26 protein-coding genes, 1 tRNA gene and 1 pseudogene are annotated in these 25,830 nt (G+C 65.9%); 9 read left to right on the top strand and 19 right to left on the bottom strand.

The genetic code is table 11. The features are described from left to right. Window positions 1-2: 2 nt before the first annotated feature. The 10 genes and pseudogenes from EV672_RS15880 to EV672_RS15835 all read right to left on the bottom strand — a co-directional run bounded on the left by EV672_RS15880 (window position 3) and on the right by EV672_RS15835 (window position 8,870). Window positions 3-800, bottom strand: a complete 798-nt coding sequence (locus EV672_RS15880; protein WP_133610983.1) for an alpha/beta fold hydrolase — start codon at window positions 798-800, stop codon at window positions 3-5. Between the two features lie 854 nt (window positions 801-1,654). Next, a pseudogene (locus EV672_RS19130) lies at window positions 1,655-2,695 on the bottom strand (NAD(P)H-dependent flavin oxidoreductase); the annotation flags it as partial. Window positions 2,696-2,717: 22 nt separating this feature from the next. Then, a complete protein-coding gene (locus EV672_RS15870) occupies window positions 2,718-3,131 on the bottom strand; it encodes an SRPBCC family protein (RefSeq protein ID WP_133610979.1) in 414 nt (137 codons plus the stop codon). A gap of 46 nt (window positions 3,132-3,177) precedes the next feature. Beyond that, a complete protein-coding gene (locus EV672_RS15865) occupies window positions 3,178-3,714 on the bottom strand; it encodes a DinB family protein (RefSeq protein WP_133610977.1) in 537 nt (178 codons plus the stop codon). Between the two features lie 7 nt (window positions 3,715-3,721). Continuing rightward, entirely contained in the window at window positions 3,722-4,366 is a 645-nt protein-coding gene (locus tag EV672_RS15860; protein ID WP_133610975.1) for a hypothetical protein, read from the bottom strand. A gap of 6 nt (window positions 4,367-4,372) precedes the next feature. Continuing rightward, window positions 4,373-4,828 (bottom strand): GFA family protein, encoded by a 456-nt coding sequence (locus EV672_RS15855; protein WP_133610973.1) that lies wholly within the window; start codon window positions 4,826-4,828, stop codon window positions 4,373-4,375. Next, window positions 4,825-5,163: a tRNA-binding protein gene (locus tag EV672_RS15850; protein ID WP_133610971.1), complete on the bottom strand. Its 339-nt coding sequence runs from the start codon at window positions 5,161-5,163 to the stop codon at window positions 4,825-4,827. Before EV672_RS15850 ends, EV672_RS15855 begins: the two co-directional genes overlap by 4 nt. Before the next feature lie 45 nt (window positions 5,164-5,208). Continuing rightward, a complete protein-coding gene (locus EV672_RS15845) occupies window positions 5,209-5,868 on the bottom strand; it encodes a hypothetical protein (RefSeq protein WP_133610969.1) in 660 nt (219 codons plus the stop codon). 254 nt (window positions 5,869-6,122) lie between these two features. Further along, window positions 6,123-7,856, bottom strand: a complete 1,734-nt coding sequence (locus EV672_RS15840) for an ATP-binding protein (RefSeq protein ID WP_133610967.1) — start codon at window positions 7,854-7,856, stop codon at window positions 6,123-6,125. 9 nt (window positions 7,857-7,865) lie between these two features. After that, window positions 7,866-8,870, bottom strand: a complete 1,005-nt coding sequence (locus tag EV672_RS15835; RefSeq protein WP_208110792.1) for an SIR2 family protein — start codon at window positions 8,868-8,870, stop codon at window positions 7,866-7,868. Window positions 8,871-9,989: 1,119 nt separating this feature from the next. Between EV672_RS15835 and EV672_RS15830 the strand changes: the two genes are divergently transcribed. Genes EV672_RS15830 through EV672_RS15800 form a run of 7 tightly spaced genes read left to right on the top strand, consistent with a single transcriptional unit; the run spans window position 9,990 to window position 17,680 of the window. Further along, window positions 9,990-12,086, top strand: a complete 2,097-nt coding sequence (locus EV672_RS15830; RefSeq protein ID WP_133610963.1) for a 3-hydroxyacyl-CoA dehydrogenase NAD-binding domain-containing protein — start codon at window positions 9,990-9,992, stop codon at window positions 12,084-12,086. 26 nt (window positions 12,087-12,112) lie between these two features. Further along, window positions 12,113-13,987, top strand: coding sequence for an acyl-CoA dehydrogenase (locus EV672_RS15825; RefSeq protein WP_133610961.1), 1,875 nt, complete (start codon window positions 12,113-12,115; stop codon window positions 13,985-13,987). Window positions 13,988-14,013: 26 nt separating this feature from the next. Continuing rightward, entirely contained in the window at window positions 14,014-14,295 is a 282-nt protein-coding gene (locus EV672_RS15820) for a Dabb family protein (RefSeq protein WP_133610960.1), read from the top strand. A 36-nt stretch (window positions 14,296-14,331) separates the two neighbouring features. Further along, window positions 14,332-15,129, top strand: a complete 798-nt coding sequence (locus EV672_RS15815; protein ID WP_133610958.1) for an SDR family oxidoreductase — start codon at window positions 14,332-14,334, stop codon at window positions 15,127-15,129. Window positions 15,130-15,151: 22 nt separating this feature from the next. Further along, window positions 15,152-15,604, top strand: a complete 453-nt coding sequence (locus EV672_RS15810; protein ID WP_133610956.1) for a PaaI family thioesterase — start codon at window positions 15,152-15,154, stop codon at window positions 15,602-15,604. Between the two features lie 59 nt (window positions 15,605-15,663). Further along, on the top strand, window positions 15,664-16,692 hold the full coding sequence (locus EV672_RS15805) for an NADP-dependent oxidoreductase (RefSeq protein ID WP_133610954.1): 1,029 nt from the start codon (window positions 15,664-15,666) through the stop codon (window positions 16,690-16,692). A gap of 52 nt (window positions 16,693-16,744) precedes the next feature. Further along, window positions 16,745-17,680 (top strand): SDR family oxidoreductase, encoded by a 936-nt coding sequence (locus tag EV672_RS15800; RefSeq protein WP_133610953.1) that lies wholly within the window; start codon window positions 16,745-16,747, stop codon window positions 17,678-17,680. 9 nt (window positions 17,681-17,689) lie between these two features. Here EV672_RS15800 and rapZ read toward each other — a convergent pair whose 3' ends face one another. Genes rapZ through EV672_RS15785 form a run of 3 tightly spaced genes read right to left on the bottom strand, consistent with a single transcriptional unit; the run spans window position 17,690 to window position 21,340 of the window. Then, window positions 17,690-18,637 carry an RNase adapter RapZ gene (rapZ, locus tag EV672_RS15795; protein WP_133610951.1) on the bottom strand — a complete coding sequence of 316 codons (948 nt, stop codon included), beginning with the start codon at window positions 18,635-18,637 and terminating at the stop codon, window positions 17,690-17,692. After that, window positions 18,634-20,433 (bottom strand): DNA repair protein RecN, encoded by a 1,800-nt coding sequence (recN, locus tag EV672_RS15790; protein WP_133610949.1) that lies wholly within the window; start codon window positions 20,431-20,433, stop codon window positions 18,634-18,636. The genes rapZ and recN overlap by 4 nt, the downstream gene beginning before the upstream one ends. A gap of 4 nt (window positions 20,434-20,437) precedes the next feature. After that, window positions 20,438-21,340 (bottom strand): NAD kinase, encoded by a 903-nt coding sequence (locus EV672_RS15785; RefSeq protein WP_133610947.1) that lies wholly within the window; start codon window positions 21,338-21,340, stop codon window positions 20,438-20,440. Window positions 21,341-21,431: 91 nt separating this feature from the next. Between EV672_RS15785 and hrcA the strand changes: the two genes are divergently transcribed. Next, window positions 21,432-22,451 carry a heat-inducible transcriptional repressor HrcA gene (hrcA, locus tag EV672_RS15780; RefSeq protein ID WP_133611057.1) on the top strand — a complete coding sequence of 340 codons (1,020 nt, stop codon included), beginning with the start codon at window positions 21,432-21,434 and terminating at the stop codon, window positions 22,449-22,451. A gap of 26 nt (window positions 22,452-22,477) precedes the next feature. Here the strand turns inward: hrcA and EV672_RS15775 are convergent, their stop codons facing one another. From EV672_RS15775 to EV672_RS15755, 5 genes are read right to left on the bottom strand one after another with little or no spacing between them, the layout of a single operon-like run. Continuing rightward, a complete protein-coding gene (locus EV672_RS15775) occupies window positions 22,478-22,912 on the bottom strand; it encodes a DUF6916 family protein (protein WP_133610945.1) in 435 nt (144 codons plus the stop codon). Between the two features lie 14 nt (window positions 22,913-22,926). After that, window positions 22,927-23,448, bottom strand: a complete 522-nt coding sequence (locus tag EV672_RS15770; protein ID WP_133610943.1) for a phage tail protein — start codon at window positions 23,446-23,448, stop codon at window positions 22,927-22,929. 10 nt (window positions 23,449-23,458) lie between these two features. Then, window positions 23,459-23,989, bottom strand: coding sequence for a phage tail protein (locus tag EV672_RS15765; RefSeq protein ID WP_133610941.1), 531 nt, complete (start codon window positions 23,987-23,989; stop codon window positions 23,459-23,461). A gap of 15 nt (window positions 23,990-24,004) precedes the next feature. Then, window positions 24,005-24,517 (bottom strand): phage tail protein, encoded by a 513-nt coding sequence (locus EV672_RS15760; protein ID WP_133610939.1) that lies wholly within the window; start codon window positions 24,515-24,517, stop codon window positions 24,005-24,007. A 14-nt stretch (window positions 24,518-24,531) separates the two neighbouring features. Then, complete coding sequence (locus EV672_RS15755; protein WP_133610937.1) at window positions 24,532-25,239, bottom strand: PEP-CTERM sorting domain-containing protein; 708 nt, start codon at window positions 25,237-25,239, stop codon at window positions 24,532-24,534. A 126-nt stretch (window positions 25,240-25,365) separates the two neighbouring features. Here EV672_RS15755 and EV672_RS15750 point away from each other — a divergent pair. Beyond that, a tRNA-Ile gene (locus EV672_RS15750) sits at window positions 25,366-25,442 on the top strand. A 125-nt stretch (window positions 25,443-25,567) separates the two neighbouring features. On the opposite strand, the gene EV672_RS18870 is transcribed toward EV672_RS15750, so the two are convergent. Continuing rightward, on the bottom strand, window positions 25,568-25,830 hold a 263-nt coding region (locus EV672_RS18870; protein ID WP_208110791.1), incomplete at its 5' end, for a hypothetical protein.

Genomic DNA, 25,830 nt, shown 5'->3' with positions numbered 1-25,830 from the left:
GCTCAGGCCGCGGCCAGCCAGCCCTCGTCGAGCAGGGCGGCCAGGCAGGCCTCGGGGTGGCTGGTCACCAAGGCGTGGCTGGCGCCTTCGATGTCGGTGCGGCGGCTGAACGGCAGTTCGGCGTGCAAGTGGTCCACGATGGCGCGAGCCACGTCGTTGGATCGGGTGCCACACACCAGGTGCGTGGGGATGTTCAGGGCTGAGAGGTCGGCTCGGCTGTGCCGTGGCACGGTGCAGATGTCCCAATGGCGCAGGTTGTTGGCCACCATCGTGCCCATGGCGTCCTGGATGTGGGCGGGCAGCGCCGCGAAGTGGTTGCCACCGCCCCAGAAGTCGATGACCTGGCCGCACACGTGCGGCTGCCCTGCGGCGGCATCGCGCCGGTAGCGGCTCAGGAAGGTGTCCAGTTCGGCGCGCATGGCCTGGTCCTCGACCACGTCGAGCACCCAGGTGGCCACAGGCTCGAACAGCGTCAGGCGTGACACGGGCACAGAGCCTTTCAACGCCTGCGCCAGCGCCACCACGCCGCCATACGAATGCCCCACGAGGTGGATGGGGCGGTCGGTGAACTGGCGCACCGCGGCCTCGATCACGGCGAGTTCGGTCTCGATGCTGGGCGAGGCGAAGTCCGTGGGGTCGGGCATGCCGCCATGGCCGGGCAGCTTGATGGCGATGCAGTGGTGCGTCTGCGAAAGCCGCTCCACCATCTTCTTCCAGGTGGAGGTGGTGGCGTAAGAGCCATGCACCAGGACGATGGGCTCGCCCGAGCCCTGCTGCACCACATGCTGACCGATGTCCATGGCTGACTGCTCCAGTTGTTCCAACGACGAGGGCGAAGGTTAACCGCTCAGGCGATGTGCACGCGCACGCCGGGCAGGCCTTCGAAGCCGACGTCGACCACATCGCCTCGGCGCACCTTGACCACCAGCCAGGCGCCGGTGGTGACGAGGTCGCCCGTGTTCAGGCCACCGCTGTGCGCCATGGTCTGTGCCGTGGCATGCCGCGCCAGCCAGGGCAGGGTGCCCAAGGGGTGCAGGCCGGCCAGGATGGCGGGGTGGCTGCCGCGGGCTTCGTGCACCGCCACAGCCCCATCGGCCCCTTGCACGTGGATGTGGCAGGCCTGGGCTTGCCAGTCTGCTTCGGTGAAGGCTGCGACAGGCGCAGCGGCCTGCTCCTCGCCGATGAGCAAGCCTGCGTGCACGCCCTGGTCGGCCAGCTTCCAGTTCGCTGGGGCCGACAGGCCATTGGCGAGGCGCGTGCCGATGAGTTCGACCGACACGCACACCGTGCCCAGACAGGCCAGCGCGTCCGTGGCGGTTGGCGCGACCGGTGCCGATGCCAGGCGGAAAGCCAGTTCGGCCTCGATCAGCACCTCGTCCTGCCCCGCCGGCAGCACCCAGGTGACAGGTGATGCGGCGGGCGATGGCCGCACCTCGGGCAAGGGCGCGGCGGTGATGTCCGCCGTGCCGCCCACCTTCCAGGCCCGCGGGCCATCGGGGAACCAGCCCAGCTCCGCCGCCACGGCAGCCTGGATGGCGTAGGCGTCGGCCGTGCCGAGCTCGGGCCAGCCGCCGGTGGGCTGCCAGGCGGTGCCGGTGCGGTGGGCGGTGGCCAGGGCTTGGGCGATGGCGGTGATGCGGGCGGGCACTGGCACCCCTTGCGCCAAGCTCCGTGTGACCTCAGCCGCTGACACCGCCCGGCATGCGCTCGCGTTCTGCCCGCTCCACAGCGGTGTGAAGTCGCCGCGGCCTGCGCGCTCGGCCGCGGCGCGCAGCGGCGCGATGGCCGAGGTGGCCAGCGGGAAGGCGGGTGCCTGGTTGTCGAGCGCGCCGAGTTCGCGCATGGCCCGGTTGACGATGCCCCGGGCCGGGCCGCCCGTGAACAGCGTGGTCAGGGCGGTGTGGCGTGCCGCCTCGCTTTGCAGCGCCGCGCGGTGGACGGCGCTGGTCGTGGCCTCGGGGCACAGCAAATAGGCCGTGCCCGCTTGCACGCCCGCGGCGCCCAGCGCGAAAGCCGCGGCCACGCTCGGGGCATCGACGATGCCACCGGCTGCGATCACCGGCACCGACACGGCCTGCACGATCTGCGGCAGCAGGGCGAAGGTGCCCATCTGCGTGGACAGGTCACGCGTGAGGAAGAAGCCACGGTGCCCACCGGCCTCCAGGCCCTGCGCGATGATGGCGTCCACGCCTTGCGCTTGCAGCCACAGCGCCTCTTCGACGGTGGTGGCGCTGGACAGCACCTTGGCGCCCCAGCTGCGGACCCGCGCCAGCAAGGCGGGCGAGGGCAGGCCGAAGTGGAAGCTCACCACGGGCGGCCGGAAGGGGGCCACCAGCTCGGCGACCTCATCGCTGAAGGGGCTGCGGCCCGGGCCGGTGGCGATGCGGGCGGGGTCGATGCCGTGCTCGGCGTAGCAAGGTGCCAGCGAGGCCCGCCATGCCGCCTCGCGCGCAGCGTCGGGCACCGGCGGCACGTGGGCGAAGAAGTTGACGTTCCACGGACAGCCCTGGCTTTGCGTGGCCATGAGGCCCAGCTCGGCGCGCAGGGCGTCGGGGCTCAGGGCCGCAGCGGGCAGCGAGCCCAAGCCCCCTGCTGCGCACACGGCCAGCGCCAGTTCGCTGCCTTGCACGCCCGCCATGGGCGCCTGGACGATGGGCAGGGCGGTGCCCAGCAGGTGGGGGAGGGAAGGGCTCATGGCGTGATTTTGAGGCCTTGCCTCAAGCGCCTTGCTGGCGCAAGACATGCCGCGCGAAGTTGTCGAGGATGGCCTGCCAGCCTGCGCGTTGTTCCTCTTCGGAGTGGGTGGTTTCCGCCTCGAAGGTCTCGCGCACCGTGACGCCCGTGGGGCTGTTCAGGAACGCCACCCGCAGGCTGCGGCCACCGAAGTCGGCCACCAGCAGCTCGTGCGGCACGACCTGGGTGTAGGTGCCTGCGAAATCGAAGCCCATGCTGCCGTCCTTGGCCTCCATGCGCGACGAGAACGCCCCGCCCACGCGCAGGTCCACCGAGGCCCGCGTGGTGTGCCAGTCGGGCGAAGCGGCGTTCCACTGCACGATGTCAGCGGGCGTGGTCCAGGCCTGCCAGACGGCCTCGATGGGCGCGGCGATGGTGGTTTCGACGGTGATGTGCATGGCGGGGGCTCCGGTGTGGACGCTGTGGGGGGGGGCGTGTCAACGCTCATGCCACGTTGGGCAGCAGCAGGAGCAGGTCGGTGGCGCCGATGTCGATGCCCATCTGCGAGAACAGCGTGCTGGCCTGTCCGCGGTGGTGGGTCTGGTGGTTGAAAATGTGCTGCAGCACCTCGCCCAGCAGCTTGCGGCTGCGCACGCCTTTGGTCGAGGCGTAGTCGAAGGGCTCGGCCAGTTGCGCCGGCTGCAAGGCTGCGCAGAACTGGGTGAGGGTGTCGTCGAGCAGGGCGCGCAGGTCGGTCAGCTCGGCCAGGGTGGTGCAGGGCAACTGGTCCAGCGCGGTGGGCTGGGGCAGCGCCGCCACGGCCTGCAGGGTGGCAAAGCCGGGCGGGTGCTGGGCCAGGCGTTGCAGCCAGAGGGTGTCGGCCACGACGAGGTGGCTGAGCGTGCCAAACAGCGAGCCGAAGAAGGCGCCACGGTGCTGCATCAAGGCCTCGTCGGGCAGGACCGCGGCGGCGTTGTAGAGCTTGCGGTTCATCCACTGGTTGTCGGCGGCCAGGTGGGCGAAGGCGGGTGTGAACGACATGGGTGCCTCAGGGCGGATGCGATGTGGCGAAGGGTGCCACAAACACGCTGGCGAGGGCCGCTTGCATGTCCTGGTCAAGCGACTTGACGCCTTTGACATAGAACGGCCCACCCTTTTGCCAGTGGGTCTGGACCGTGGCCTCGCGCGTCTGGCGCTGGGCATCGACCACGCGCACATCCACCACCACCTCGGTGCCGCCTTCGACCAGCGTGGGCAACCCGATGCGCAGCTTGGGTCCCAGCTCCCTGACCACGATCAGGATGACCTTGTTGGCGTGGGGCGTGAGCGTTTTGGCCATGTCCAGCAGCGCCGCATCCGACAGCAGCTCGCCTTGCGCCGGGATGGCGATGCGCTGGATGGCCACGTCCGTCAGGCAGCGCTGGGTGGCAAAGAACTGCTGGAGGCCTTTGAGCGCCGCGGCCTCCCGCAGCGGGGGCTCCTTCTGGTCGGGCCGCCACAACGGCCCCCAAAGCACCGCCACGGACGCGGAGGCAGATGCCGCAGAGGCGCGGCCGCACAGCGGGGCCTGCAGCGCCTGGCCTGTGACGTCGATGGTCGTCGATGCACAGCCCGACAGAGCGCCGAGGACGGCGACAAGGGACAGGCCCAGGAGGGTCATCCGATGGCTGTTGATGCTTCGCGTTGGCGTCATGGCGGCTCAATCGTCCGAAGCGTGAGTGGGTGCGCGGGATGCCATGGGAGGCACCCCTTCGGGGTGATGCGGCAGGGCGTCTGAGAGCGGCCACCAACTGGCTTTGGACGCGGTGAAAGCGTGGAAGGCCAACTGCGTGGCCACTGGTTCGTGCAGCAGGCCGGCCCGGATGCGCACCACGCCCGGCAGCGAGGCCCGACGGCTGAACAGCGGTGAGCCGCACACCCGGCAGAACACCCGCTCCTTGCCCGGCGACGACGCGTGCGACTGCAGCAGGTGTTCACCCGCCAGGAAGGTGAGGGCGCTGGTCGCCACGGGGATGTTGGTGGCGAAGGGCCCGCCTTGCGCCCGGCGGCATTGCGCGCAATGGCAGACCTCGATGGGTGCCAGCGGCCCCGTGATGCTGAAGCGGACGCCTTCGCAGAGGCAGCTGCCGTGGTGGGTGAGGGGGGCGAGGCTCATGACAGTTTGGTGCCCAGGGGCACGCCATGTTCGGGCACACACAAGGTGACGTGCCCCTCGGCATTGTGGAAGCCTGTGACCAGGCACTCCGACATGATCGGCCCGATTTGCTTCGCGGGGAAGTTGACGACGGCCACGACCAGCTTGCCAAGGAGATGTGCCGGCTGGTACAGCGCGGTGATCTGGGCGCTGGACTTGCGCGTGCCGATGTCCGGGCCGAAGTCGATCAGGAGCTTGTACGCGGGCTTGCGGGCTTCAGGGAAGTGCTCGGCGGTGACGATGCGCCCGACGCGCAGCTCCACCTTGGCAAAGTCGGCCCATTCGATGGCTTGCATGTGGGTTATCTGTGTGTGAGGCTGTAGGTGATGGGCTGCTGTGCTTCACGTGTCCAGCGGCGCACCTGTATCGCTGGCACCTGACATTTGGGAGAGAAGGGCGCGACTGCGCTTGGTGTAACGGGTGGCGGGCCGAGAACTAAGAAGGGACATGGCATCGCTTCGGTCCAACGGTGCAAGGGTTCGGGCGACAAGGTCAATGATCCGCTCGGTGCGCCAGCCTTGGGATGCTTTCGCTGCTTGCAGGAAAGGGGTGAAGGTCAAGCTGCGCAGTTCTGCAGATGATGCAACCGCGACAAGGATGCCCTTCAGTCCATCGAGCTTGCGCAAGCCATGGGGTTCCAGAGCGATCACTTTCAACAGTGCCTTGGTGTGCGTAGCAGCAGAGGCTTCGTCTACCTTGACGAGGACCCGGAGCGGCCAGCTGGCAACAGACGCAACGCGGTTCGGCTCTGTCTGGCTTTGTGCGGCTTGCATCGCTTCTTGCAGCCAATCCTTCACGGCGCTGGCCGCAGGATGTACTTCGGCGACGGACGTGATGGCCTGACAGCGATACCAGGGGTGCTCAATGCCCCGCGCGATCTCCAGCGCTTGTTTCGGCTTCGCTTTTGCGAGCTTCGCGACTTCTGCTCGCGCCACAACGCCCTTGCCTGCCGCGCTTTGGCGAAACCGTTCCATGAACTGGGCTTCTGATTCGTATGTCAATTCGCACCCCTTATCACTTGTGGGAGCGGGGCTCGAACGAGAACTCCAACGGACTGCTTTAGCAGTATTTCCCGAAAGGAGTGTGCATGAGCAAAGCCACCCATTCTGAATGCGACGAAATGGCCCGAGAGTTGGATATGCGACTCCGAAAGAGGTTGGGATTCAGTTGCCCTCACTTGGCGTGCCGTCACGCATGACGAGTGTTGCACTTTACGCGTCAATCCGCGGCGAAATATGATTGGTACAGACTTCTACTATTGAATACTCTGCTTGCGCCAATTATCGACGGCGATTGATAAGCGCTTATCCTTGACTGGTTTCTGCCATTCATCCCAGAAATTCACCGTACCGCTATTCGGCTTGTTTTTGGGTTCATCGATCCTAATTCTGCTTGGCAATAAGCTCGCATCCCCAACAACCAAAGCTTCGCCCGTATCAAGGGTTGGCAGGATGTCGCTGAATCCGCCAAGACTATCGGGAAGAAGCCTCTTGATAACGCCTTGATCTTCGGCGTTGGTCAGTCTCATTGAAACGAAGTTGCTGCATTGGCTTAGCATCGTCTTATTAACTTCGGATGGACGCTGGCTTATAACTACAAGGCTGACGCCGTACTTGCGACCTTCCTTGGCGATACGCTCGAAAATATCTAATGAGATATCGTCGGCGGACTCCGCCATGTTTCGTTGGGGCATGTAGAGATGCGCTTCGTCACACAGAAGCGCTATCGGATGGCGCAGCTCGGATGGTGTCCACTGCTGGACAGAAAAGGTAACCCGCGCGACAAGGGAAACGATCAGCGGAAGAACGTCTGATGGTACTTCGGAAAAATTGATGATCTTGATGCCGGCCTTGCCATTTTCCACTGAGCTGCCGAGCACGGCAGTCGTGAATTTTTCAAGCCAGGAAAAATCAAGAACGTCTCCGCCGCCACTGAACATGAAGCCCAGGCGTCTATCTGAGATTTTGTTCTCTAGGCGGGAAATCATCCGAGCGAGCTTCCCAAAAAAATCCCCCTGCTTTTCTTTGCCGACCGATGCCCCCGGAATCATCTCCACGTTGATCTCGTTCAGTCTGCCCATCAGAACATCCAGATCGAATGGAACCGGACTATCTACGGTGAAGTGCTTCAGAATTTCCTTTTGGTCTCCACCCTCTAGGTACTTTCTTTTGGTCTGGTTGATCTCGCGGGACATGATCATGGCCTGATTGGGCGCATTCTGATCACTCCGGTCAACAAACATTGATACGAGCGCTTCATACGAAAGCAACCAGTAAGGCAGGTAAAGCACGCCATCGCTAATTGTGCGTTTTGCCTCCACATCTGCGGGGCCGGCCACCTTGAAGTGCTGAATACCCTCGCCCACCAATGGTGCGTATTCACCATGAAGATCAAAAACAATGGCGTTAGCCGTAGAAAGCCCTGCCATCTGCTCAATAATCTTGGCTGTCGTCCAAGACTTTCCCGACCCGGTGCTGCCGCCGATGAAGGCGTGGCGCTGGAAGAACTTATTACCGTTGAGATACGCAACAGCGTGTTCGTCTAGCGTGTATTTCCCCAGTGTCAGGGCATTGCCATCTGCTGAGACGCTAGAGAGCGTACGCATAAAGCTAGTAAGGTTTTCGCCCTCCAGAGAAAAGCAATTCGCGTCAATTTCTGGAACGCTTTCCAGAGTGCGGCGAAATACGTTTTCTCTGTCTCCATCACGATCCAACATCGTGCCAATCAGGGCGATTTTGCACAAGTTCAGCTCTGAGGTCTGCTCGCTGATGCCATCATCGGCTATGTCCTCCATAGCACGCTTGCGGGTCACCTGTGTGATGAGCCCGATGAGATGCTGCCCAGGCCTGCTGCTTTGGAGCACGGCCAGATGGTTGACTTGCAACCTTTTGAGTTTTTCGATATTTTCCACGTCTACAATAACGTTTGTCGTATCGACCGAGGCCACCTTTCCAAGCGCGTCTTCATCCCTAAAATTAAAAATCGGCATCTCTACTTCCTACATGATGAGTGACAGGTAACCCTCAAGACTCCATAAGTTTTTTTCAACAGTCACTGGAGTCTTGTCCAAGGAGGAGTAGACGATGGACTGTTCGTCTGTTGCTCCCCGCTCTATTGCTAAGTAATTTTGCACCTTGCCGCCAGTAATTAGCCTCCTGGCTGCGTCTGAAAGCGCATAGGTAATAATCGTGATCGGGGTATTCTGGCGCTGACATCTCGCCATGAGTTTCGGCTGAATATGCTCGTCATTGAAGCCGTAGCCAATGCACAGGTAAGAGTTCGCCGCCGTAATGGCTTGGTCAGCATTATTAATGATTGAGCGATATGGCTCTAAATGCGTCGTTTGATATTTCTGAGTACCCGGCGTCACGATTTCCGGCTTGTAATTTGCAGGGATGCCTTGAATGTTTGAAAGGGCCACAATGTCTTCGAGCGGCGATTTAAACCAATCGAGTGAGCCGTGAACCTTCCAGATATTGACTCTTCTGGCAGCATTTATCTCATTCGGTCCAGCCAGTTGCCGAAAAAATCCGTGCGTGAAGCCCGTATAATGATGAACTCGCTCCTGATCGCAGGCGTATTCGGCGAGTCTGTCGTAGTTCGTGGTAACGATGTTTAACCTGGTAAGACTGCTTTTGAACATGTGGCGCAACAGTCGGCTAAGCGGAAACATCGCCTGGTTCTGAAGGCTTTCGTTAAAAATGTGAATGTCTTCAGCGTTGATGAGCGACCAAGTTGCTTTGATAATTCTGGAGGTTAGCTCTTCTGTAACAGCCACCTGATGCAGCGCCGACTCCAGATCAACGCCAGCGTCCAAGGTCCCACAGAATTTCTCCCAGGCTGCTATTTCGTCAGCTGATAATCCTGAGATATCGGTATTTGCGGCCAGGTAATTCGCAAGCGCCCACATGCCAGACATGCCATGGGCAGCCGATGCCCCGCTGCCTAAGATGATAAGGGGAGCCTTGCTGTAATAGTCCTGCGCTTGTTTTTGGTGGTTCACATCTGACATATCATTTTCGCCATTATTTTCTCTGCGCACGCATGAACCCTGAGCGGTTTAGGCAACCTAAAGATCAACGCTTGCCCTCCGCCTCAGCAACGCCCAACCGCGCCCATCTGCTTCCCAGCATGCCTCCTCCCCATGTCACACTTTTTACTGTGCCTCAGCCTACCCGAGGCCCAATCCCGAGGTCAATCGGCTGAAGCGCCGGTGGCGTTGCTGCACTGACGACCCCAACCGCTCGGAGCGCGAACCATCTCGCTCCAAGCGCGCCCCATGCCGGGGCACTCGCAACCCCATCGCCGCGGTGCAGTTCTCCCATTCCATCGCGCGCCGTCCTCATTCACTCGCCACTCGTCCCAATCACTCCGCCGGCCAGCCCATTTGCGCCACACACAAGCCCATTTGGCGCGGCATCAGCCCACCCCAAGCCGCAGCCCGCACGCCTGGCCCGGCCTCTCGCCCGTTACCGTCGGCCCGCCGCCTGTTCCGAGCGGCCCTTCGCCCACCCCCAGCGGCCCGCCGCCCCTTTTTTCCCACCCGCCGCCCGTTTTCACCGGACCGCCGAGTTCCCCCCACTCGCGCGCCGCCCAAACTGCTTTGCGCTTGGCTCAAATTGACCGGTGGCCGAGTCACGCCGTGACACGCGCCGAGTTGCATCGCCTTGCGTGCTGAGCACAGGCAACTTGCGCACGCACCTCCCTGGGGCGTGGCCCGAGCCCAACGGCCGGCGCGTCGCTCACACCGGCTTGTGCACCGCTCAGAACAGGCGGCACCCCGCACTTTTTCGCTTGCGCACCTCGCCCCAAGCCCCTGCGCGCGGCCCTGAATCTCAGCGCCCGCCCCCATCCGTGCCACCATCCCGCTGCGGCACAGCGCGCCCGCAGCCATTCACCCCGACGCTGCCCCATCGCCACCCGCTAGGTGTTTTCACCAGGGGGATAACGGGCGTCGGTGCATGGCCGCAGCGCCTGTGTCAGAATCTAACGGCATTCTTACAAGGCTTCTTGTCAGAATTGATCTGATCGCTGAGCGGACGCCGCTGGCCGTCCTGCCCCACCTCGGGGCAGGGGGATGTCGGGGTCCGTGTGTTTCCACCGAACGCTATCCGACATTGCCATGAGCGCTACCTACCAAGTCACCGACGGCGTGGCCGTCATCTCCCTCGCCAACCCCCCCGTCAATGGCCTCGGCCAGGGCACGCGCGCCGGCATCGTCGATGGCCTGGCGCAAGCCAATGCCGACGCGGCCGTGAAGGCGGTCGTCATCATCGGTTCGGGCAAGGTGTTCTGCGGCGGCGCCGACATCAAGGAGTTCGGCAGCCCCAAGGCTTTCGCAGCGCCTGACCTGCACGTGACCATTGCCGCGGTCGAGCAATCGGCCAAGCCCGTCGTGGCGGCCATCCATGGCGTGGCCATGGGCGGTGGCCTGGAACTGGCCCTGGGCTGCCACTACCGCGTGGTCGCCAAGGGCACGCAGATCGCGCTGCCCGAAGTGAACATCGGCATCGTGCCGGGTGCCGGTGGCACGCAGCGCCTGCCGCGCGTGCTGGGCGTGGAAACTGCCCTGCAAATGATCACCACCGGCGCCTCGGTGCCGGCTGACAAGCTCGCGGCTGCACCCGGCCAGAAGCTCTTCAACCAACTGGTGGACGGTGACCTGCTGCCTGCCGCCATCGCCTTCGCGCAGAGCGTGGCCGATGCCCGCCCGCTGCCCTCGGTGCGTGACCTGAGCGTCGCCGCCCCGGCCGATGCGGATGCCTTCGCCAAGGCCCGCGCCGAGCTGGCCAAGACCCGCAAGAACCTGGAAGCGCCGCAGCGTTGTGTCGATTGCGTCGAAGCCGCCACGAAGCTGGACCTGGACGCCGGCATCGCCTACGAGCGTGACGTGTTCGCCAAGCTGGTCACCAGCGACCAGGCCCGTGCCCTGCGCCACGCCTTCTTCGGCGAGCGCGCCGCCAGCAAGATCCCCGATGTGCCCGACACCACGCCGCTGCGCGACGTCAAGAGCGTGGCCGTGATCGGCGCCGGCACCATGGGCGGCGGCATCACCATGTGCTTCCTGAACGCAGGCATCCCCGTCAAGCTGCTGGAGATGAAGCAGGAGGCCATCGACCGTGGCGTCGGTGTCATCCGCAAGAACTACGAAGCCCAAGTCGCCAAGGGCAAGCTGTCGCAAGACAAGTACGAGCAGCGCATGGCCCTGCTGACCACCACCCTGAGCTACGAGGACATCGCCCAGGCCGACATGGTCATCGAGGCCGTGTTCGAGGACATGGACGTCAAGGCCCAGGTGTTCACCCAGCTGGACGCCGTCATGAAGCCAGGCGCCATCCTGGCGTCCAACACCTCGACGCTGGACGTGGACAAGATCGCCGAAGTGACGAAGCGCCCCGGTGATGTCATCGGCCTGCACTTCTTCAGCCCGGCCAACGTGATGCGCCTGCTGGAAGTGGTGCGCTCCAAGCACACCGCCAAGGACGTGATGGCCACCGTGATGGCCGTGGCCAAGAAGATCAAGAAGGTCGCCGTGGTCTCGGGCGTGTGCGATGGCTTCATCGGCAACCGCATGTTCGAGCAGTACGTGCGCCAGGGCTTCTTCCTGGTGGAAGAGGGCGCCACCGTGCAGCAGGTGGACAAGGCCGCCGAGGCCTTCGGCTGGGCCATGGGCCCCTTCCGTGTGGGCGACCTGGCCGGCAACGACATCGGCTTTGCCATCCGCAAGCGCCGCAAGGTCGAGCAACCCGACGTCATCTACAGCCCCGTGGGCGATGCCATCTGCGAACTGGGCCGCTTCGGCCAGAAGGTCGGCAAGGGCTGGTACGACTACGAGGTGGGCAAGCGCGAGCCCGTGCCCTCGGCCGAGGTGCAGGCTTGCATCGACAAGGTGCGTGCCGACAAGGGCGTGACGCCGCGCGCCATCTCCGACGACGAGATCGTGCAGCGCCTGGTGCTGGCCATGGTCAACGAAGGCGCCAAGATCCTGGAGGAGGGCATCGCCTCCAAGGCGTCTGACATCGACATGGTCTATCTGACGGGCTACGGCTTCCCGGTCTATCGCGGCGGCCCCATGCTCTACGCCGACATGCTGGGCCTGCCCAAGGTGGTGGAGCTGATGAAGGGCTTCGCGGCCAACCCCAATGGCGACCCCGCCTTCTGGACGCCCGCCCCGCTGCTGGCCCAACTGGCCTCGCAAGGCAAGGGCTTCACCGGCTGAGCCCGGGCTGATCTGAGAGAGACACCATGACCCACCGCGCCACCGTTGATTTCCTGCTCTACGACTGGCTGAAGGCCGAAAGCCTGTGCCAGCGCGAGCGCCACGCCGAGCACAACCGCGAGACCTTCACCGCCGTGCTCGACCTCAGCGAGAAGATCGCGCAAGAGCAGTTCGCGCCGCTCAACCGCCTGACCGACACGCACGAGCCCGAGTTCGATGGCGTGACCGTGACTTTGCCCAAGGAAACGGCGATGGCCATGGCCGCCTTCAACGAATCCGGCCTGATGGCAGCCAGCAAGGACGAGAGCGTGGGCGGCATGCGTCTGCCCACGGTGGTGGAAATCGCCTCGATGAGCTTCTTCTACAAGGCCAGTGTCTCGCTGGCCGCGTACCCGATGCTCACGCGCGGCAACGCCAACACCATCCTGGCGCACGGCACGCCCAAGCAAATCGAGGTGTTCGCCAAGGGCGGCTTCGAAGGCCGCACCTTCGGCACCATGTGCCTGAGCGAGCCGCAGGCCGGCTCCAGCCTGTCGGACATCGCCACGCGCGCGGTGCCCGATGTGGCCGGTGACGGCACGGGCATCGGCTGGCAGGCGGACAGCCTGGGGCCACGTTACCGCCTCAAGGGCAACAAGATGTGGATCTCGGGCGGCGAGCACGAGATGGGCGAGAACATCGTTCACCTCGTGCTGGCCAAGATCCCGCAGGCCGACGGCAAGCCGGTGCCAGGCGTCAAGGGCATCTCGCTGTTCATCGTGCCGCGCAAGCTGGTCAAGGCCGGTGGCAGCATCACGGCGCAGCGCAACGACGTGGCACTGGCCGGCCTGAACCACAAGTGCGGCTACCGCGGCACGGTCAACACCCTGCTGAACTTCGGTGAGGGCAAGTTCCCCGTCAACGGCGAGGCCGGCGCGGTGGGCTACCTGATCGGCAAGGAGGGCGAGGGCCTCAAATGCATGTTCACGCTGATGAACGAGGCCCGCACCAGCGTGGGCCTGGGCGCGACCATGCTCGGCTACGCTGGCTACGAGTACTCGCTGGATTACGCCAAGCAGCGCCCGCAAGGCCGACGCATGGGCGCCGGTGGCAAGGACCACAGCGCGCCGCAGATCCCCATCATCGAGCACACCGATGTGAAGCGCATGCTGATGATGCAAAAGGCCATCGCCGAAGGCGGCCTGGCCTTGGGCCTGCTGTGCGCCCAATTGCTGGACGACGAGCAGACCGGCACCGGCGAAGAAGCCGAGAAGGCCGGGCTGTTGCTGGAGCTGCTGACCCCCGTGGCCAAGAGCTGGCCTTCGGAGTGGGCTCAGGAGGCCAACTCCCTGGCCATCCAGATCCTGGGCGGCTATGGCTACACGCGTGACTACCCTGTCGAGCAGTACTGGCGCGACAACCGCCTCAACATGATCCACGAGGGCACCCACGGCATCCAGGGCCTGGACCTGCTGGGCCGCAAGGTGGTGATGAACGGCGGCAAGGCCTTGAGCGTGCTGGCCGAGCGCATCAGCGAAACCATCCAGAAAGCCGGCCACGTCGAGGGCCTGGCTGGCCACGCCAACGCCCTGGCCCAAGCCCTGCAGAAGGTGGGCGCCACGACCAAGGCGGCCTGGTCCACCGGCGTGTCCGAAGAGGCCCTGGCCAACGCCACGCCCTTCCTGCAGGCCTTTGGCCACACCGTGCTGGCCTGGGTCTGGCTGGAGCTGGCCCTGGCCGCCAAGGCGGCGCAAGCGGCCGGTGCCTGGGACCGGTCCCCGCTGGGCGCCGGCTTCCTGCAAGGCAAGCTGGCCACCGCCGATTACTTCTTCTCTTACGAGCTGCCCAAGATCGACGCCTGGCTGGGCGTGGTCTCGCGCCGCGACCTGACCTGCGCGCAAGCCCAGGCCGACTGGTTCTGAGCCCACCGTTTCCTGAAAGCCCCGAGATGATCCGACACATCGTGATGTTCCAGCTCAAGCGTGCGGAAGACGCGCCCCAGGTCAAGGCCTTGCTCGACTCCTGCAAGGGCCTGGTGCCCGGCATGCACGAGTTTGACGTGGGCATCAAGACCGAAGGCCTGGAAGCCACCGCCGACGTGGTGCTGGTCTCCACCTTCGCCGACGCCGCCGCGCTCGCCGCCTACCAGCCGCACCCGCACCACCAGGGCGTGGTCGCGCAAATCCGCGAGATGGCCGCGGGCCGTCAGGTGATCGACTACTTCGTCTGAACCCGCTGAACTGAACCCGCTGAAGGCACCTCCGACATGAGCACCCCCCGCACCGTCCAGCAACTCTTCGACCTCACGGGCAAGACCGCCCTCATCACCGGTGGCTCGCGCGGCCTGGGCCTGCAGATGGCCCATGCGTTGGGCGAGGCCGGTGCCAAGGTCGTCATCAGCTCGCGCAAGGCCGCCGATTTGGAACAGGCCGTCATGGCGCTGCAGGACGCTGGCATCGACGCCCGCTGGATCGCCGCCGACGCGGGCAACCCCGCCGACATCCAGCGCCTGGCCGACGAGACCCTGGAGCGCGTGGGCGACGTGGACATCCTCGTCAACAACGCCGGCGCCACCTGGGGCGCCCCAGCGCAAGACCACCCGCTGGAGGCCTGGGACAAGGTCATGAACCTCAACGTGCGCGGCTACTTCCTGCTGTCGCAAGCCATTGCCAAGGCCAGCATGATCCCGCGCCAGCAGGGCCGCATCATCAACCTGGCCTCCATCGCCGGCCTGGGTGGCAACCACCCCTTCATGCAGACCATCGCCTACAACACCAGCAAGGGCGCTGTGGTGAATTTCACGCGGGCCCTGGCCTGTGAGTGGGGGCATCTGGGCATCCGCGTCAACGCCATCGCGCCGGGCTTCTTCCCCAGCAAGATGACGGCCGGCACCCTGGCCGCGGTGGGCGAAGAGCGCCTGGCCGCGGGCGCGCCGCTGCAGCGCCTGGGCGACGACGAGGACCTCAAGGGCGTGACCCTGCTGTTCGCGTCCGAGGCGGGCAAGCACATCACCGGGCAGGTCCTGGCTGTCGATGGTGGCGTCAGCGCCTTGATCGGCGGCTGAGGCGGCGCTGAACAGACACCCCATGGCCATCCCCTTTCCCGTCCACATCCCCTTCATCGCCGGCCTGGGCTGCGAGTTGCAGCGCTTTGCCGATGGCGAGGCCGAAATCACGCTCGACGTCGAAGACCGCCACACCAACTCCTTCAGCGTGGCCCACGGTGGCCTGCAGATGACGCTGATGGACGTGGCCATGGCCCACGCCGCGCGCAGCCGCAACCTGGACCAGCCGGACGGCGGGCCAGGCCTGGTGACCATCGAGATGAAAACCAGCTTCATGCGCCCGGCGCAGGGCCGCATCCGCGTGATCGGCTCGGTGCTGCACACCACCGCCTCCATGGCCTTCACCGAGGCCCGGGTGCTCGACGCCCACGACCGCCTGTGCGCCCATGCCACGGGCACCTTCAAGTTCCTGCGCGCCTTGCCGGTCGGTGACCGCGAGGTCAAGCCACTGGCGCGCCACGCCGGCTCGGACTGAACCACGTTCGAGCCACCCACGCCCTTCCATCCCTTCAACGGATTCCCCAGGAGCGACCCATGAGCCTCGTCAACCACCAGATCCTGCTGGCCTCGCGCCCCGCCGCCGAGCCCACGCCCGAGAACTTCAAGCTCGTCGAAGCGCCCGTGCCCACGGCCGAGGAACTGGCCGAGGGCCAAGTGCTGGTGCGCAACCATTTCCTCTCGCTCGACCCCTACATGCGCGGCCGCATGAGCGACAGCAAGAGCTACGCCGAACCCCAGCCCCTGGACGCCGTGATGATCGGCGGCACCGTGGGTGAGGTCGTGGCCAGCAAGCACCCGCGTTTCGATGTGGGCGATGCCGTCGTCTGCATGGGCGGCTGGCAGGAGTACAGCCTCATCGACGCCAGCCAGCGTGGCGCCATCACCAAGGTGGACACCCGCCAGATCCCGCTGTCGGCCTACCTGGGCGCGGTCGGCATGCCCGGCGTGACGGGCTGGTACGGCCTGGTCAAGATCATCGAGCCCAAGGCCGGTGAGACCGTCGTCGTGAGCGCGGCCAGTGGCGCCGTGGGCAGCGTGGTGGGCCAGCTGGCCAAGGCCCGCGGTTGCCGCGTGGTGGGCATTGCCGGTGGCCCGGACAAGTGCCGCTACGTCACCGAGGAGCTGGGCTTCGACGCCTGCCTCGACCACAAGGCGCTGACCGACCTGCGCAGCTTCTCGGCCGCGCTCAAGGCGGCGGCGCCCAATGGCATCGACGGCTGCTTCGAGAACGTCGGTGGCCTGGGCCTGGACGCCGTGATGCTGCGCATGAACGCGTTTGGCCGCATCGCCTTCTGCGGGATGATCGCGGGCTACAGCGGCCAGCCCATCCCGATGGCCAACCCTTCGCTCATCCTCGTGAGCCGGCTCAAGCTGCAAGGCTTCATCGTCAGCGAGCACCCCGAGGTCTGGCCCGAGGCCATGCAGGAGCTGGGCGGCATGGTCGCCACCGGCCGCATGAAGTTCCGCGAGTCGGTGGCCGAAGGCATCGCCAGCGCGCCCGAGGCCTTCCTGGGCCTGCTCAAGGGCAAGAACTTCGGCAAGCAGCTGGTCAAGCTGGTCTGAGCCACGCGCGCATCCAACCCCACCGCAAAACACACATCACAAGACACCCACCATGTCGAACCTCACTTTGCAAGGCGGCCAGACCGCCGTCATCACCGGCGCCGGCAGCGGCTTTGGCCTGGAGCTGGCCCGCTTGGCCGCCAAGAAGGGCCTCAACCTCGTGCTGACCGATGTGCAGCAGGACGCGCTCGATGAGGCCGTGGCCGAACTCAGCGCCACCGGCGAGCAGACCGGCACCAAAGTGGCTGCGCTGCGCGGTGACGTCTCCCGCGCCGAAGACGTGCAGGCCTTGGCCGACCTGTGCATGGAGCGTTTTGGCGCGCCGCACATCGTCATCAACAACGCGGGCGTGGCCCACGGCGGCCTGATCTGGGAGCACACCCAGCGTGACTGGGAGTGGGTGCTGGGCGTGAACCTGTTTGGCGTGGTCCACGGCCTGCGCGTTTTCACGCCGTTGATGCTGGCCGCCGCCCAGAAAGACCCGGCCTACCGCGGCCACATGGTCAACGTGGCCTCGATGGCCGGCCTGTTGAACTCGCCCAACATGGGTGCCTACAACGTCAGCAAGCACGCCGTGGTGTCCTTGAGCGAGACGCTCTACCAGGACCTGGCGCTGGTGACCGAGCAGGTGCACGCCTCGGTGCTGTGCCCGTACTTCGTGCCCACGGGCATCCACATGTCGCACCGCAACCGCCCGAAAGAGATGCGCAGCGAGGGCAAGCCCACGGCCAGCCAGATGATCGCCCAGGCCATGAGCACCAAGGCCGTCACCTCGGGCAAGGTCACGGCCTCAGACACCGCCGCGCTGGTGTTCGACGCCATCGAGAAGGGCCAGTTCTACATCTACACCCACCCGCAGGCACTCGGCATGGTGCAGACCCGCCTGGAAGACGTGGTGCAGGGCCGCAACCCGACCGACCCGTTCGCGGGCAAGCCGGAGATCGGTCAGCAGCTCAAGACCGCCTTGCGCGACGCGATGAAGGGCTGAGGCCCCGCCTCATTTGGCGTCCAGCTCGCGGTGGCGGGCCAGCACCACGCCACGCGCCGAGAAGCGCTGCGTCAGTTGCTCCACGCAATAGACCGAGCGGTGCTGGCCGCCGGTGCAGCCGATCGCCACCGTGACGTAGCTGCGTTGGTCGCCTTCGAGGGCCGGCAGCCAGCGCAGCAGGAAGGCCTCGATCTGCGCGATCAGTTCGGCCGATTCGGGCTGCTGTGCCAGGTAGTCGATGACCGGCTGGTCACGCCCCGTCTGAGGCTTCAACTCCTTGATGTAGAAGGGGTTGGGCAGCATGCGCACGTCGAAGACAAAGTCGGCGTCCATGGGCACGCCTTGCTTGAAGGCAAACGACTCGAACACCAGCGTCAGGCGCGAGGGCGCGGCCTGCACGATGTTGCGGATCCAGGTGCGCAGCTGGGCCGGTCGCAACAGCGAGGTGTCGATGACGGTGGAGACTTCGCGCAGCGGGCTCAACAGTTCGCGCTCGGTGCGGATGGCTTCGACCAGTGCCTGATCGGCGGGCGGTGCCAGGGTGGTGTCGTTGTCGCTCGCGCGGCGGCGTGGCGCCGGGGTGGCAGGGTTCGTGCGCGGGGCCGGTTGGTGCACTTGGGACAGCGGGTGTGGTCGGCGGGTTTCCGAGAAGCGCCGCACCAGGGCGTCGGTGCTGGCATCGAGGAAAACCGAGCGCACTTTGTGGCCGTCCTGCTGCAGCTCTTGCAAGACGGGCATCAGGTGGGGCAGGGAGCCCGCGCTGCGCACATCGACCGCCACGGCCACCCGGCGGCGCATGCTGGCGTCCCGCGCCTCTTCCAGCACGATGAGGCCGCTGAGCAGCTCGGGCGGCAGGTTGTCCACGCAGAAGTAGCCGGCGTCTTCCAGGGCGTTGAGCGCCACCGACTTGCCGGACCCGGAGATCCCTGTCAGCAGCACGATGTCGAGCTTGCTCATGCGGTTTCCTTGTTGCGGCGCTTGGGGCCGTGGCCGGTGCTGGCTGGCGTGTCAGCCTGTGTGTGGGCCTGTGTGCGGGCCGCGTCCAGCATGGCGCGCGCATGGGCCAGGCTGGTGTCGCTGACGGCGCCGCCCAGCATGCGGGCGACTTCCTGCACGCGGGCCTCGTCATCCACCGAGCGGATGTCGCTGGTGGTCTGGCCGCCCTGCAGCGATTTGCTGACCAGCAGGTGGTGGTGGGCACAGGCCGCGACCTGCGCGAGGTGGGTCACGGCCAGGACCTGGCGGCGTCCCTGCTCGCCTTCCTGCTCGCCCTCCTGCGCAGCACCCAGGCCCTGCATCAGCCGGCCCACGGTGTCGGCCACCGCGCCACCCACGCCCGAATCGATTTCGTCGAAGATGAGGGTGGCGACCTGAGCCCCGCGTTGCGCGGCGGCGTGCTGCGAGGCCGTCACCGCGATGGCCAGCGCCAGGCGCGAGAGCTCGCCACCCGAGGCCACCTTGCCCAGCGGCCGCGGCGTGCTGCCCGCGTGACCAGCCACCAGGAAGTCGATGGCTTCCAGGCCCCAGGGCTGGGGTTCTTCTTGCGGCGTGAGGGCCACTTCGAAGCGGCCACCGGCCATGCCCAGCGTCTGCATGGCCGCGGTGACAGCCTCGGACAGCTTGGGCGCGGTCTGCTTGCGCAGCTTGGAGGCGGCCTGCGCGGCCTTCAGCCAGGCGGCGTGGGCTTGGGTCGCGTCGCGCTCCAGCGCGGCCAAATCGGTGGCAGCGTCGAGCTCGGCCAACTCGACCTGCCAGGCTTGCAGCAGCTCGGGCAGCTCGTGGGCTTGGCGGCGGTAGCGGCGCGCCAGGCCCATCCAGGCCGACAGGCGCGCATCGAGCTCGCCCAGGCGGTCCGGGTCCAGCTCGGTGTGGCCCAGCACGCCGTTGAGGCTGTGCGCGGCGTCTTGCAGCTGGGCCTGGGCCTCGCGCAACACCTCCAGGGCGTTGACCAGGCGGGGCTCGACGCCTGCGACCTCGTCGAGCGCATCGATGGCGCGCGAGGTCAGGCCTTCGGCGTTGAGCTCGGCCTCGGAGACCATGTCGAGCGCCACGCGGGCCGCGTCCAGGATGGACTGGCCGTGGCTCAGGCGCGTGTGCTCGGCGTTGAGCGCCTCCCACTCGTCGGGCTGGGGCGCGAGCTTGGCCAGCTCACCGATCTGCCACTGCAGGCGCTCGCGCTCGCGCTCCAGGTCGGCCTGTTTGGCGCGGGCCTCGTCCAGGCGGCGTCGGGCTTCGCGGCGGGCGGCCCAGGTGCTTTGCAGCGTGGCAGTGTCCACCGCGGCTTGCGCATCGACCAGGGCGCGCACGCTGTCAGCACGGGTCAGGCTTTGCCAGGCGTGCTGGCCGTGGATGTCCACCAGCTGTTCGCCCAGCTCGCGCAGTTGCGTCAGCGTGGCGGTGCCGCCATTGACCCAGGCGCGGCTCTTGCCCTGGGCATCGACCACGCGGCGCAGCAGCAGGCGACCACCGCGGTCGTCCAGCTCGGCCGTGTCGAAGCCCGCCTCTTCCAGCCAGGGGCGCAGCTGCGTGGCCAGGGCAGCGGAGACCTCGAACTCCGCGCTCAGGTCGGCCCGCGCCGCGCCTTCGCGCACCACGCCGGCATCGCCGCGGCTGCCCAGCGTCAGTTGCAGGGCGTCGATCAGGATGGATTTGCCCGCGCCGGTCTCGCCGGTCAGCGCGGTGAAACCGGCGCCCAGCTCGATGTCCAGCTCGCAGACGATGACGAAATCACGCAGGCTCAGGCGGCGCAGCATGGTGTCAGCTCACTCCCTCGTTCCAGCGCAGCTTGCGGCGCAGGGTGGCGTAGTAATTCCAGCCTTGCGGGTGCAGGAAGCGCACCGTGTAGGCCGAGCGGCGCACCGTGACGCGGTCGCCGTGCAGCAGGCTGGCCAGGCTTTGCATGTCGAAATTCATGCTGGCGTCGCGGCCGGCCACGATCTCGATGGTCACCGTGCCCGTGTCGGGGATGACGATGGGCCGGTTCGACAGCGTGTGCGAGGCGATCGGCACCACCACCCAGCCACCGAGCGCCGGGTGCAGGATGGGGCCGCCCGCGGACATCGCGTAGGCCGAGGAGCCGGTGGGCGAGGCCACGATCAGGCCGTCGGCACGGTAGTTGGCGATGAACTGCCCGTCCACCTCGGCGCGCACCTCGACCATGCCCGCGGTGGCGCCGCGGCTGACCACCACCTCGTTGATGGCGAAGTCTTCGTAGATGGTTTCCAGCTCGCCGCCGCTGTGCGGGCGCAGCACGGCGCCTTCCAGCATGGCGCGGTGCTCTTCTTCGTACTGCCCGCTGAGGATCAGGGGCACGGCGGTGGCCACATCCTTCAATTGGATGTCGGTGATGAAGCCCAGGCGACCCTGGTTGATGCCGATGAGCGGGATGTTGAAGCGCGCCAGCTCACGGGCGATCGCCAGCATGGTGCCGTCGCCGCCCAGCACGATGGCGACATCGCACTGCTGGCCGATCTCCTTGATGGACAGGGCCGGGTAGTCGGTCATGCCGGTGTTGAGCGCGGTGTCGGCCTCCAGGGAGACGTCGAGGCCGGCGCGCACCAGCAAATGGGCCACGTCTTCCAGCACCGCGCGGATGCCGCGGGCCTGGTATTTGCCGACCAAGGCGGCGTGGCGGAAGCGGCAGGGAGGCAGGCGAGACATGCGAAGAATTACACCACAGCGGCTGTGTCAGATCAGGACATCGGCAGGGCGGGCCTACCCTGTGCCGCAGGCGGCATCTAGAATGAAGACCATGCTGGACGACCGGGCCAAATACCTCTTGAAAGCGCTGGTGGAGCGCTACATCGCCGACGGGCAACCGGTGGGCTCGCGCACGCTTTCGCGGGCCTCGGGCCTGGAGCTGTCGGCGGCCACCATCCGCAACGTCATGGCCGACCTCGAAGAGCTCGGTCTCATCGTCAGCCCGCACACCTCCGCCGGGCGGGTGCCCACGGCGCGCGGCTACCGCCTATTCGTGGACACCATGATGACGGCGCGCCCGCTCAGCCTTGACGAGCTGGCCCACCAGACCCGCGACCAGCTCCAGCCCGACCAGCCCCAGCGCGTGATCTCGAACGCCGCGCAAATGCTGTCGAGCCTGTCGCAGTTCGTGGGCGTGGTGACGGCGCCGCGCAAGGCCACGGTGTTCCGCCACATCGAGTTCCTGCGCCTGGGCGAGCGCCGCATCCTCGTCATCCTGGTCGCGCCCGATGGCGACGTGCAGAACCGCGTCATCTTCACCGCCCAGGACCCCACCCAGTCGCAACTGGTCGAGGCCAGCAACCTGCTCAATGCGCACTACACGGGCCTGTCGATCGAGGAGATGCGCGAGCGCCTGAAGCACGAGGTCGAGCAGCTGCGCGCCGACATGGCCTCGCTGATGCAGGCCGCGGTGCAGGCGGGCGGCGAGGTCATGGCCGAGAGCAACGACAACCTCGTGGTGTCGGGCGAGCGCAACCTGCTGACGGTGCAGGACTTCTCCAGCGACCTGGGCTCGCTGCGCCGCATGTTCGACCTGTTCGAGCAGAAGACCCAGCTGATGCGCCTGCTCGATGGCTCCAGCAGAGCAGAAGGCGTCAACATCTACATCGGCGGCGAGAGCCAGACCGTGCCCTTCGAGGAGCTTTCGGTCGTGTCGGCGCCGTACCAGATCGATGGCCAGGTGGTCGGCACGCTGGGCGTCATCGGCCCCACGCGCATGGCCTACGACCGCATGATCGAGATCGTGGACATCACCTCGCGGTTGGTCTCCAACGCGCTCAGCCAGAAGTGACGTGACGGCCAACGCGGGCTGAAGCTTCAGGTCAGCAGGCTGAAGTGCGCGGTGTACTGGATGCCGTCGCCTTGGCGATGGGGCTGAAGGTGCAGGGCCAGGGGGCCGTGGCTGGCGCTCAACAGGGTGTGCAGTCCTTCATGCAAAGGCAGGTGGCGCGCGCCCTCGAAGGTCAGATTGAATTGCCGCAGCTCAGATGGATTGTGCAGCGTGTGCGCCCGAGCGGCCCATGCCGAGACGCGCGCGAGTGTCAGCGTGACAGACCGCCCCATGGCCGTGCGCGCTGTGAAGCTCTCGCCGATGCGATCGCGCCAGGCATCGACCTCGCGGCCTGGTGCTGCGTCCCTTGCTTTGTCGGGCCGGGCATGCGCGCGGCCGTGGGCCATGCTTGTCAGCGTCAGTGCGCTGCTGGAGGCCAGCGCGCCCGCACCTCCACGGCTGAGGAACTCGCGTTTGTTCATGTCGGTCTCCGGTGTCAGGCGCGTTGCGGGAACACGCCTTGCAAAGCGATGATGAAGCTCACCACCTGCACGGGCGGGCGGTTGTTGTGAGGGCGACCTCCGCCGTTGAGGGACACGGCCGCGGCCGACAGCGGCACCTGATGCGATGGTCCCCGGTAAGCGGCGCTGCCGTCCCCCGTGGGCGCGATGTACCGGTCGTTGCTCGGGGCCTTGCTGTCGGCGGCCACGGCGGTGTTGACGGCGTGGCTGTGTGGTGGCATTTGGCTGGGCTGCAGCGTGACGCTGTCGGCACCGCCGGCCTCACCCAGTTGCACGGGCGCCAGACCGGGGCCCTGGCCTGCGCCAACGGGCATCGCGTCCATCAGCTTGGGCAGGGCGAAGGTGCTGCGCCCGTCGCCGCCATAGGTCGTGCCCAGGAGCGAGAACAGCGCCGTGTTCTGCGACAGCGGCAACAGCTGCCCGTTGCAGAAGGCCCAGCCTGAGGGCGGGAAGTTGCCGGTGAACATGCGAACTTCACCAACGAATGGGTCACTCATGCGTCGCTCCTCAGCTTGGCGAGGGGAAGATGCCGAACAGCGAGATGATGAAGTTCATCCCCAGGTACGGCGCGCGGTTTTCATGGGCTTGGGCCTGCTGACCACCGTTCGATGGCGTCAGTGCCACCGTGGCCATCGGGGCGCCGCCCGTGGTGCTGCCATAAAGCGGCGTGGTGGCGGTGGCCGCCAGCAGGCTGCCTGACACGCCAGTGCCTGCGGTGGCGGCTGCCGCGGTGGCGTTCAACGCGTGGCGGTGACTGGGCAGGTGCGCGGTGCTGAGCGTGACCTGCTCAACCCCGCCCGCCTGACCGATGAGGCGAGGGCTCAAGCCTGGACCTGTTCCCTGGTGGATGGGGGCGCGGCCCCTCAGGTCGGGCAGGGCGAAGGTTTCCTGGCCGTCGCCTCCATAGGTTGTGCCGATCAGGGTGAACAGAACCTCGTTTTCTGCGATGGACAGGATGCTGCCGTCGCAAAAGGCCCAGCCCACCGGGGCGAAGTTGCCGGCGAACATGCGGATCTCGCCAACGTAAGGTTCTGGCATGGCAGGACTCCAGCTTCAGTTGCGAGGGGGAAAGACGCCCACCAGCGCGATGATGAAATTCAGCGTCAGGAAGGGTTGCATGTTCTCGTGCGGCTGTCCCGAGCCCGCGTTGGCGATGGCCTGGGGATGCAGGGACACGGGGATGCTGTCACCTTGGGCGTAGAGGTCTTTGCCGCCGCGCCCTCTGGCCGCGGGCAGGGTGCCTACCGGCGTGGTGGTGTTGGCCACGTCGCTGTTGCCATGAAGTGCGTGGGTGTGCCCTGGCATCTCCGACATCGCCAATGCATGGACTTCCTCGCCTGTGCGGGCGCCCAGTGGCAAGGTGGCGCCGCTGTGAACCGGGCTGCGTCCGCGCAGGTCGGGCAGGGCGAAGTTGACGCGGCCGTCGCCACCGTAGGCCGTGCCCAGGATGCTGAACAGCGCCTGGTTCTGGTTGATGGGCAGCAGCTGGCCGTTGCACAGGGCCCAGCCCTTGGGTGCGAAAGCGAAGCTGCTGATGCGGATCTCACCCAGGTAAGGCGTGGACATCGCGAGCTCCGGGATCAGTGCGCTTGCCGGTGACGCCTGATGCCCACAACCCCCAGGGCGAGCAGCCCGCTCAGGCCCAGAAGCCATGTTTGCGGCTCGGGCACGGGTGCCAGTTGCAGGTCGATGCGGATGTCGGCGAAGTTGTTGGACTCGCCCTGACCGCGGTCCAGAAAGCGCAGGGCGTCCAGGTTCAGCTGCACGCTGTGTGGCGAAGTCAGGCTGATCCAGTTGTTGCTGACCAGGACCGGCAGGTTGCTGATGCCAACGAAGCCAGAGGGGCTGAAGTTGTCTCCGAAGCTCAGGCTGAGGCCTGTGATCTGCTGCCCAATGACCTCCAGCCCTGTGAAGGTGTAGCTGGCAGGCAGACCGCCGGCACCGACGTAGCCGGTGCTGCCGTTGCTGGCGCCTTGAGCGATGCGCACGAGGATGCTGGTGTCCTTCAGTTCGATGGACTCCAGCGGCAACATGAAGTCTCCGATCTGGCTGCCATCGCCGGGCACGAGTCGGCCACCGGGGGCGAGCAGGTCGGCCACGGTGATGGGGCCGGGCTCGACGACATCGACACCGTCGGACGTGAGTCCACCTGGGGCACTGAGGATCACGTTGACGGGCTGCGAGAAACTGGCTGCTTGGAGTGCGCCCGAGGCGCAGAGGGCGAGGGTGCCGATCAGCAGGGAGAGGGTGCGCGTGGCCGAGCTTGGCAGGAACGTGTTGCCGGGCATGGAGCCTCCTGGGTGGTTTGTCCGATGATGAGAGGGGCCATCTGGCCACAGGGCGATGCGGTTTCACATCCCTAGTTTCTCGGGCTCAGCGGCGGGGCGGCCCTACAATCCAAGGCTGGTTTCAGGGGGCCGTTAGCTCAGTTGGTCAGAGCAGAGGACTCATAATCCTTTGGTCGTTGGTTCAAGTCCAACACGGCCTACCAATTAAATCAATGACTTAGCGTTTTCGCAAGAGCCCGGGAGGGCTGCGACGCAGATCATGTAAGCACTTTGTAAGCAGACCTGTGTTCGTCCTCCTGGATTGACCCGAACTTACCGAGTGATCTCTTCAGGTCGAGGCGTCTACAGCGACGTGCACGCGGCCTGCACCCGTGGTCGAAGCGGCGTCGATTTCGACGAACCCACGGCCCCTATCTGGAAACAGTTTTGCGAGGGTCAGCGTCGTTGCCACTTCCATCGCAGGATCCGGCTCACGTGCCTGGCAAGATCCGCTCGTTAAGGAAGGTCTGCACAAATGAGCGCCGACCATGGTTGGATGTGCTGAGATGACAGCAATGGCGGCTGGACGCACCTTTGGCAGGCGTTTTGGGC

Source organism: Aquabacterium commune, from assembly GCF_004362855.1.
GTDB lineage: Bacteria > Pseudomonadota > Gammaproteobacteria > Burkholderiales > Burkholderiaceae_C > Aquabacterium > Aquabacterium commune.
Note: the sequence above shows the minus strand (reverse complement) of the source record. Positions and strands in the feature narration are given on the sequence as shown.

Bases quoted from the DNA above. Each gene is read 5' to 3' on its own strand.
- EV672_RS15880 (WP_133610983.1), bottom strand. From the start codon at position 800: ATGGACATCGGTCAGCATGTGGTGCAGCAGGGCTCGGGCGAGCCCATC.
- rapZ (WP_133610951.1), bottom strand. From the start codon at position 18,637: ATGAGCAAGCTCGACATCGTGCTGCTGACAGGGATCTCCGGGTCCGGC.
- EV672_RS15825 (WP_133610961.1), top strand. From the start codon at position 12,113: ATGACCCACCGCGCCACCGTTGATTTCCTGCTCTACGACTGGCTGAAG.
- EV672_RS15800 (WP_133610953.1), top strand. From the start codon at position 16,745: ATGTCGAACCTCACTTTGCAAGGCGGCCAGACCGCCGTCATCACCGGC.
- EV672_RS15775 (WP_133610945.1), bottom strand. From the start codon at position 22,912: ATGAACAAACGCGAGTTCCTCAGCCGTGGAGGTGCGGGCGCGCTGGCC.
- EV672_RS15785 (WP_133610947.1), bottom strand. From the start codon at position 21,340: ATGTCTCGCCTGCCTCCCTGCCGCTTCCGCCACGCCGCCTTGGTCGGC.
- EV672_RS15830 (WP_133610963.1), top strand. From the start codon at position 9,990: ATGAGCGCTACCTACCAAGTCACCGACGGCGTGGCCGTCATCTCCCTC.
- EV672_RS15805 (WP_133610954.1), top strand. From the start codon at position 15,664: ATGAGCCTCGTCAACCACCAGATCCTGCTGGCCTCGCGCCCCGCCGCC.
- EV672_RS15840 (WP_133610967.1), bottom strand. From the start codon at position 7,856: ATGCCGATTTTTAATTTTAGGGATGAAGACGCGCTTGGAAAGGTGGCC.
- EV672_RS15765 (WP_133610941.1), bottom strand. From the start codon at position 23,989: ATGCCAGAACCTTACGTTGGCGAGATCCGCATGTTCGCCGGCAACTTC.
- EV672_RS15760 (WP_133610939.1), bottom strand. From the start codon at position 24,517: ATGTCCACGCCTTACCTGGGTGAGATCCGCATCAGCAGCTTCGCTTTC.
- hrcA (WP_133611057.1), top strand. From the start codon at position 21,432: ATGCTGGACGACCGGGCCAAATACCTCTTGAAAGCGCTGGTGGAGCGC.
- EV672_RS15850 (WP_133610971.1), bottom strand. From the start codon at position 5,163: ATGCAAGCCATCGAATGGGCCGACTTTGCCAAGGTGGAGCTGCGCGTC.
- EV672_RS15820 (WP_133610960.1), top strand. From the start codon at position 14,014: ATGATCCGACACATCGTGATGTTCCAGCTCAAGCGTGCGGAAGACGCG.
- EV672_RS15860 (WP_133610975.1), bottom strand. From the start codon at position 4,366: ATGACGCCAACGCGAAGCATCAACAGCCATCGGATGACCCTCCTGGGC.
- EV672_RS15815 (WP_133610958.1), top strand. From the start codon at position 14,332: ATGAGCACCCCCCGCACCGTCCAGCAACTCTTCGACCTCACGGGCAAG.
- EV672_RS15770 (WP_133610943.1), bottom strand. From the start codon at position 23,448: ATGAGTGACCCATTCGTTGGTGAAGTTCGCATGTTCACCGGCAACTTC.
- recN (WP_133610949.1), bottom strand. From the start codon at position 20,433: ATGCTGCGCCGCCTGAGCCTGCGTGATTTCGTCATCGTCTGCGAGCTG.
- EV672_RS15855 (WP_133610973.1), bottom strand. From the start codon at position 4,828: ATGAGCCTCGCCCCCCTCACCCACCACGGCAGCTGCCTCTGCGAAGGC.
- EV672_RS15755 (WP_133610937.1), bottom strand. From the start codon at position 25,239: ATGCCCGGCAACACGTTCCTGCCAAGCTCGGCCACGCGCACCCTCTCC.
- EV672_RS15870 (WP_133610979.1), bottom strand. From the start codon at position 3,131: ATGCACATCACCGTCGAAACCACCATCGCCGCGCCCATCGAGGCCGTC.
- EV672_RS15810 (WP_133610956.1), top strand. From the start codon at position 15,152: ATGGCCATCCCCTTTCCCGTCCACATCCCCTTCATCGCCGGCCTGGGC.
- EV672_RS15865 (WP_133610977.1), bottom strand. From the start codon at position 3,714: ATGTCGTTCACACCCGCCTTCGCCCACCTGGCCGCCGACAACCAGTGG.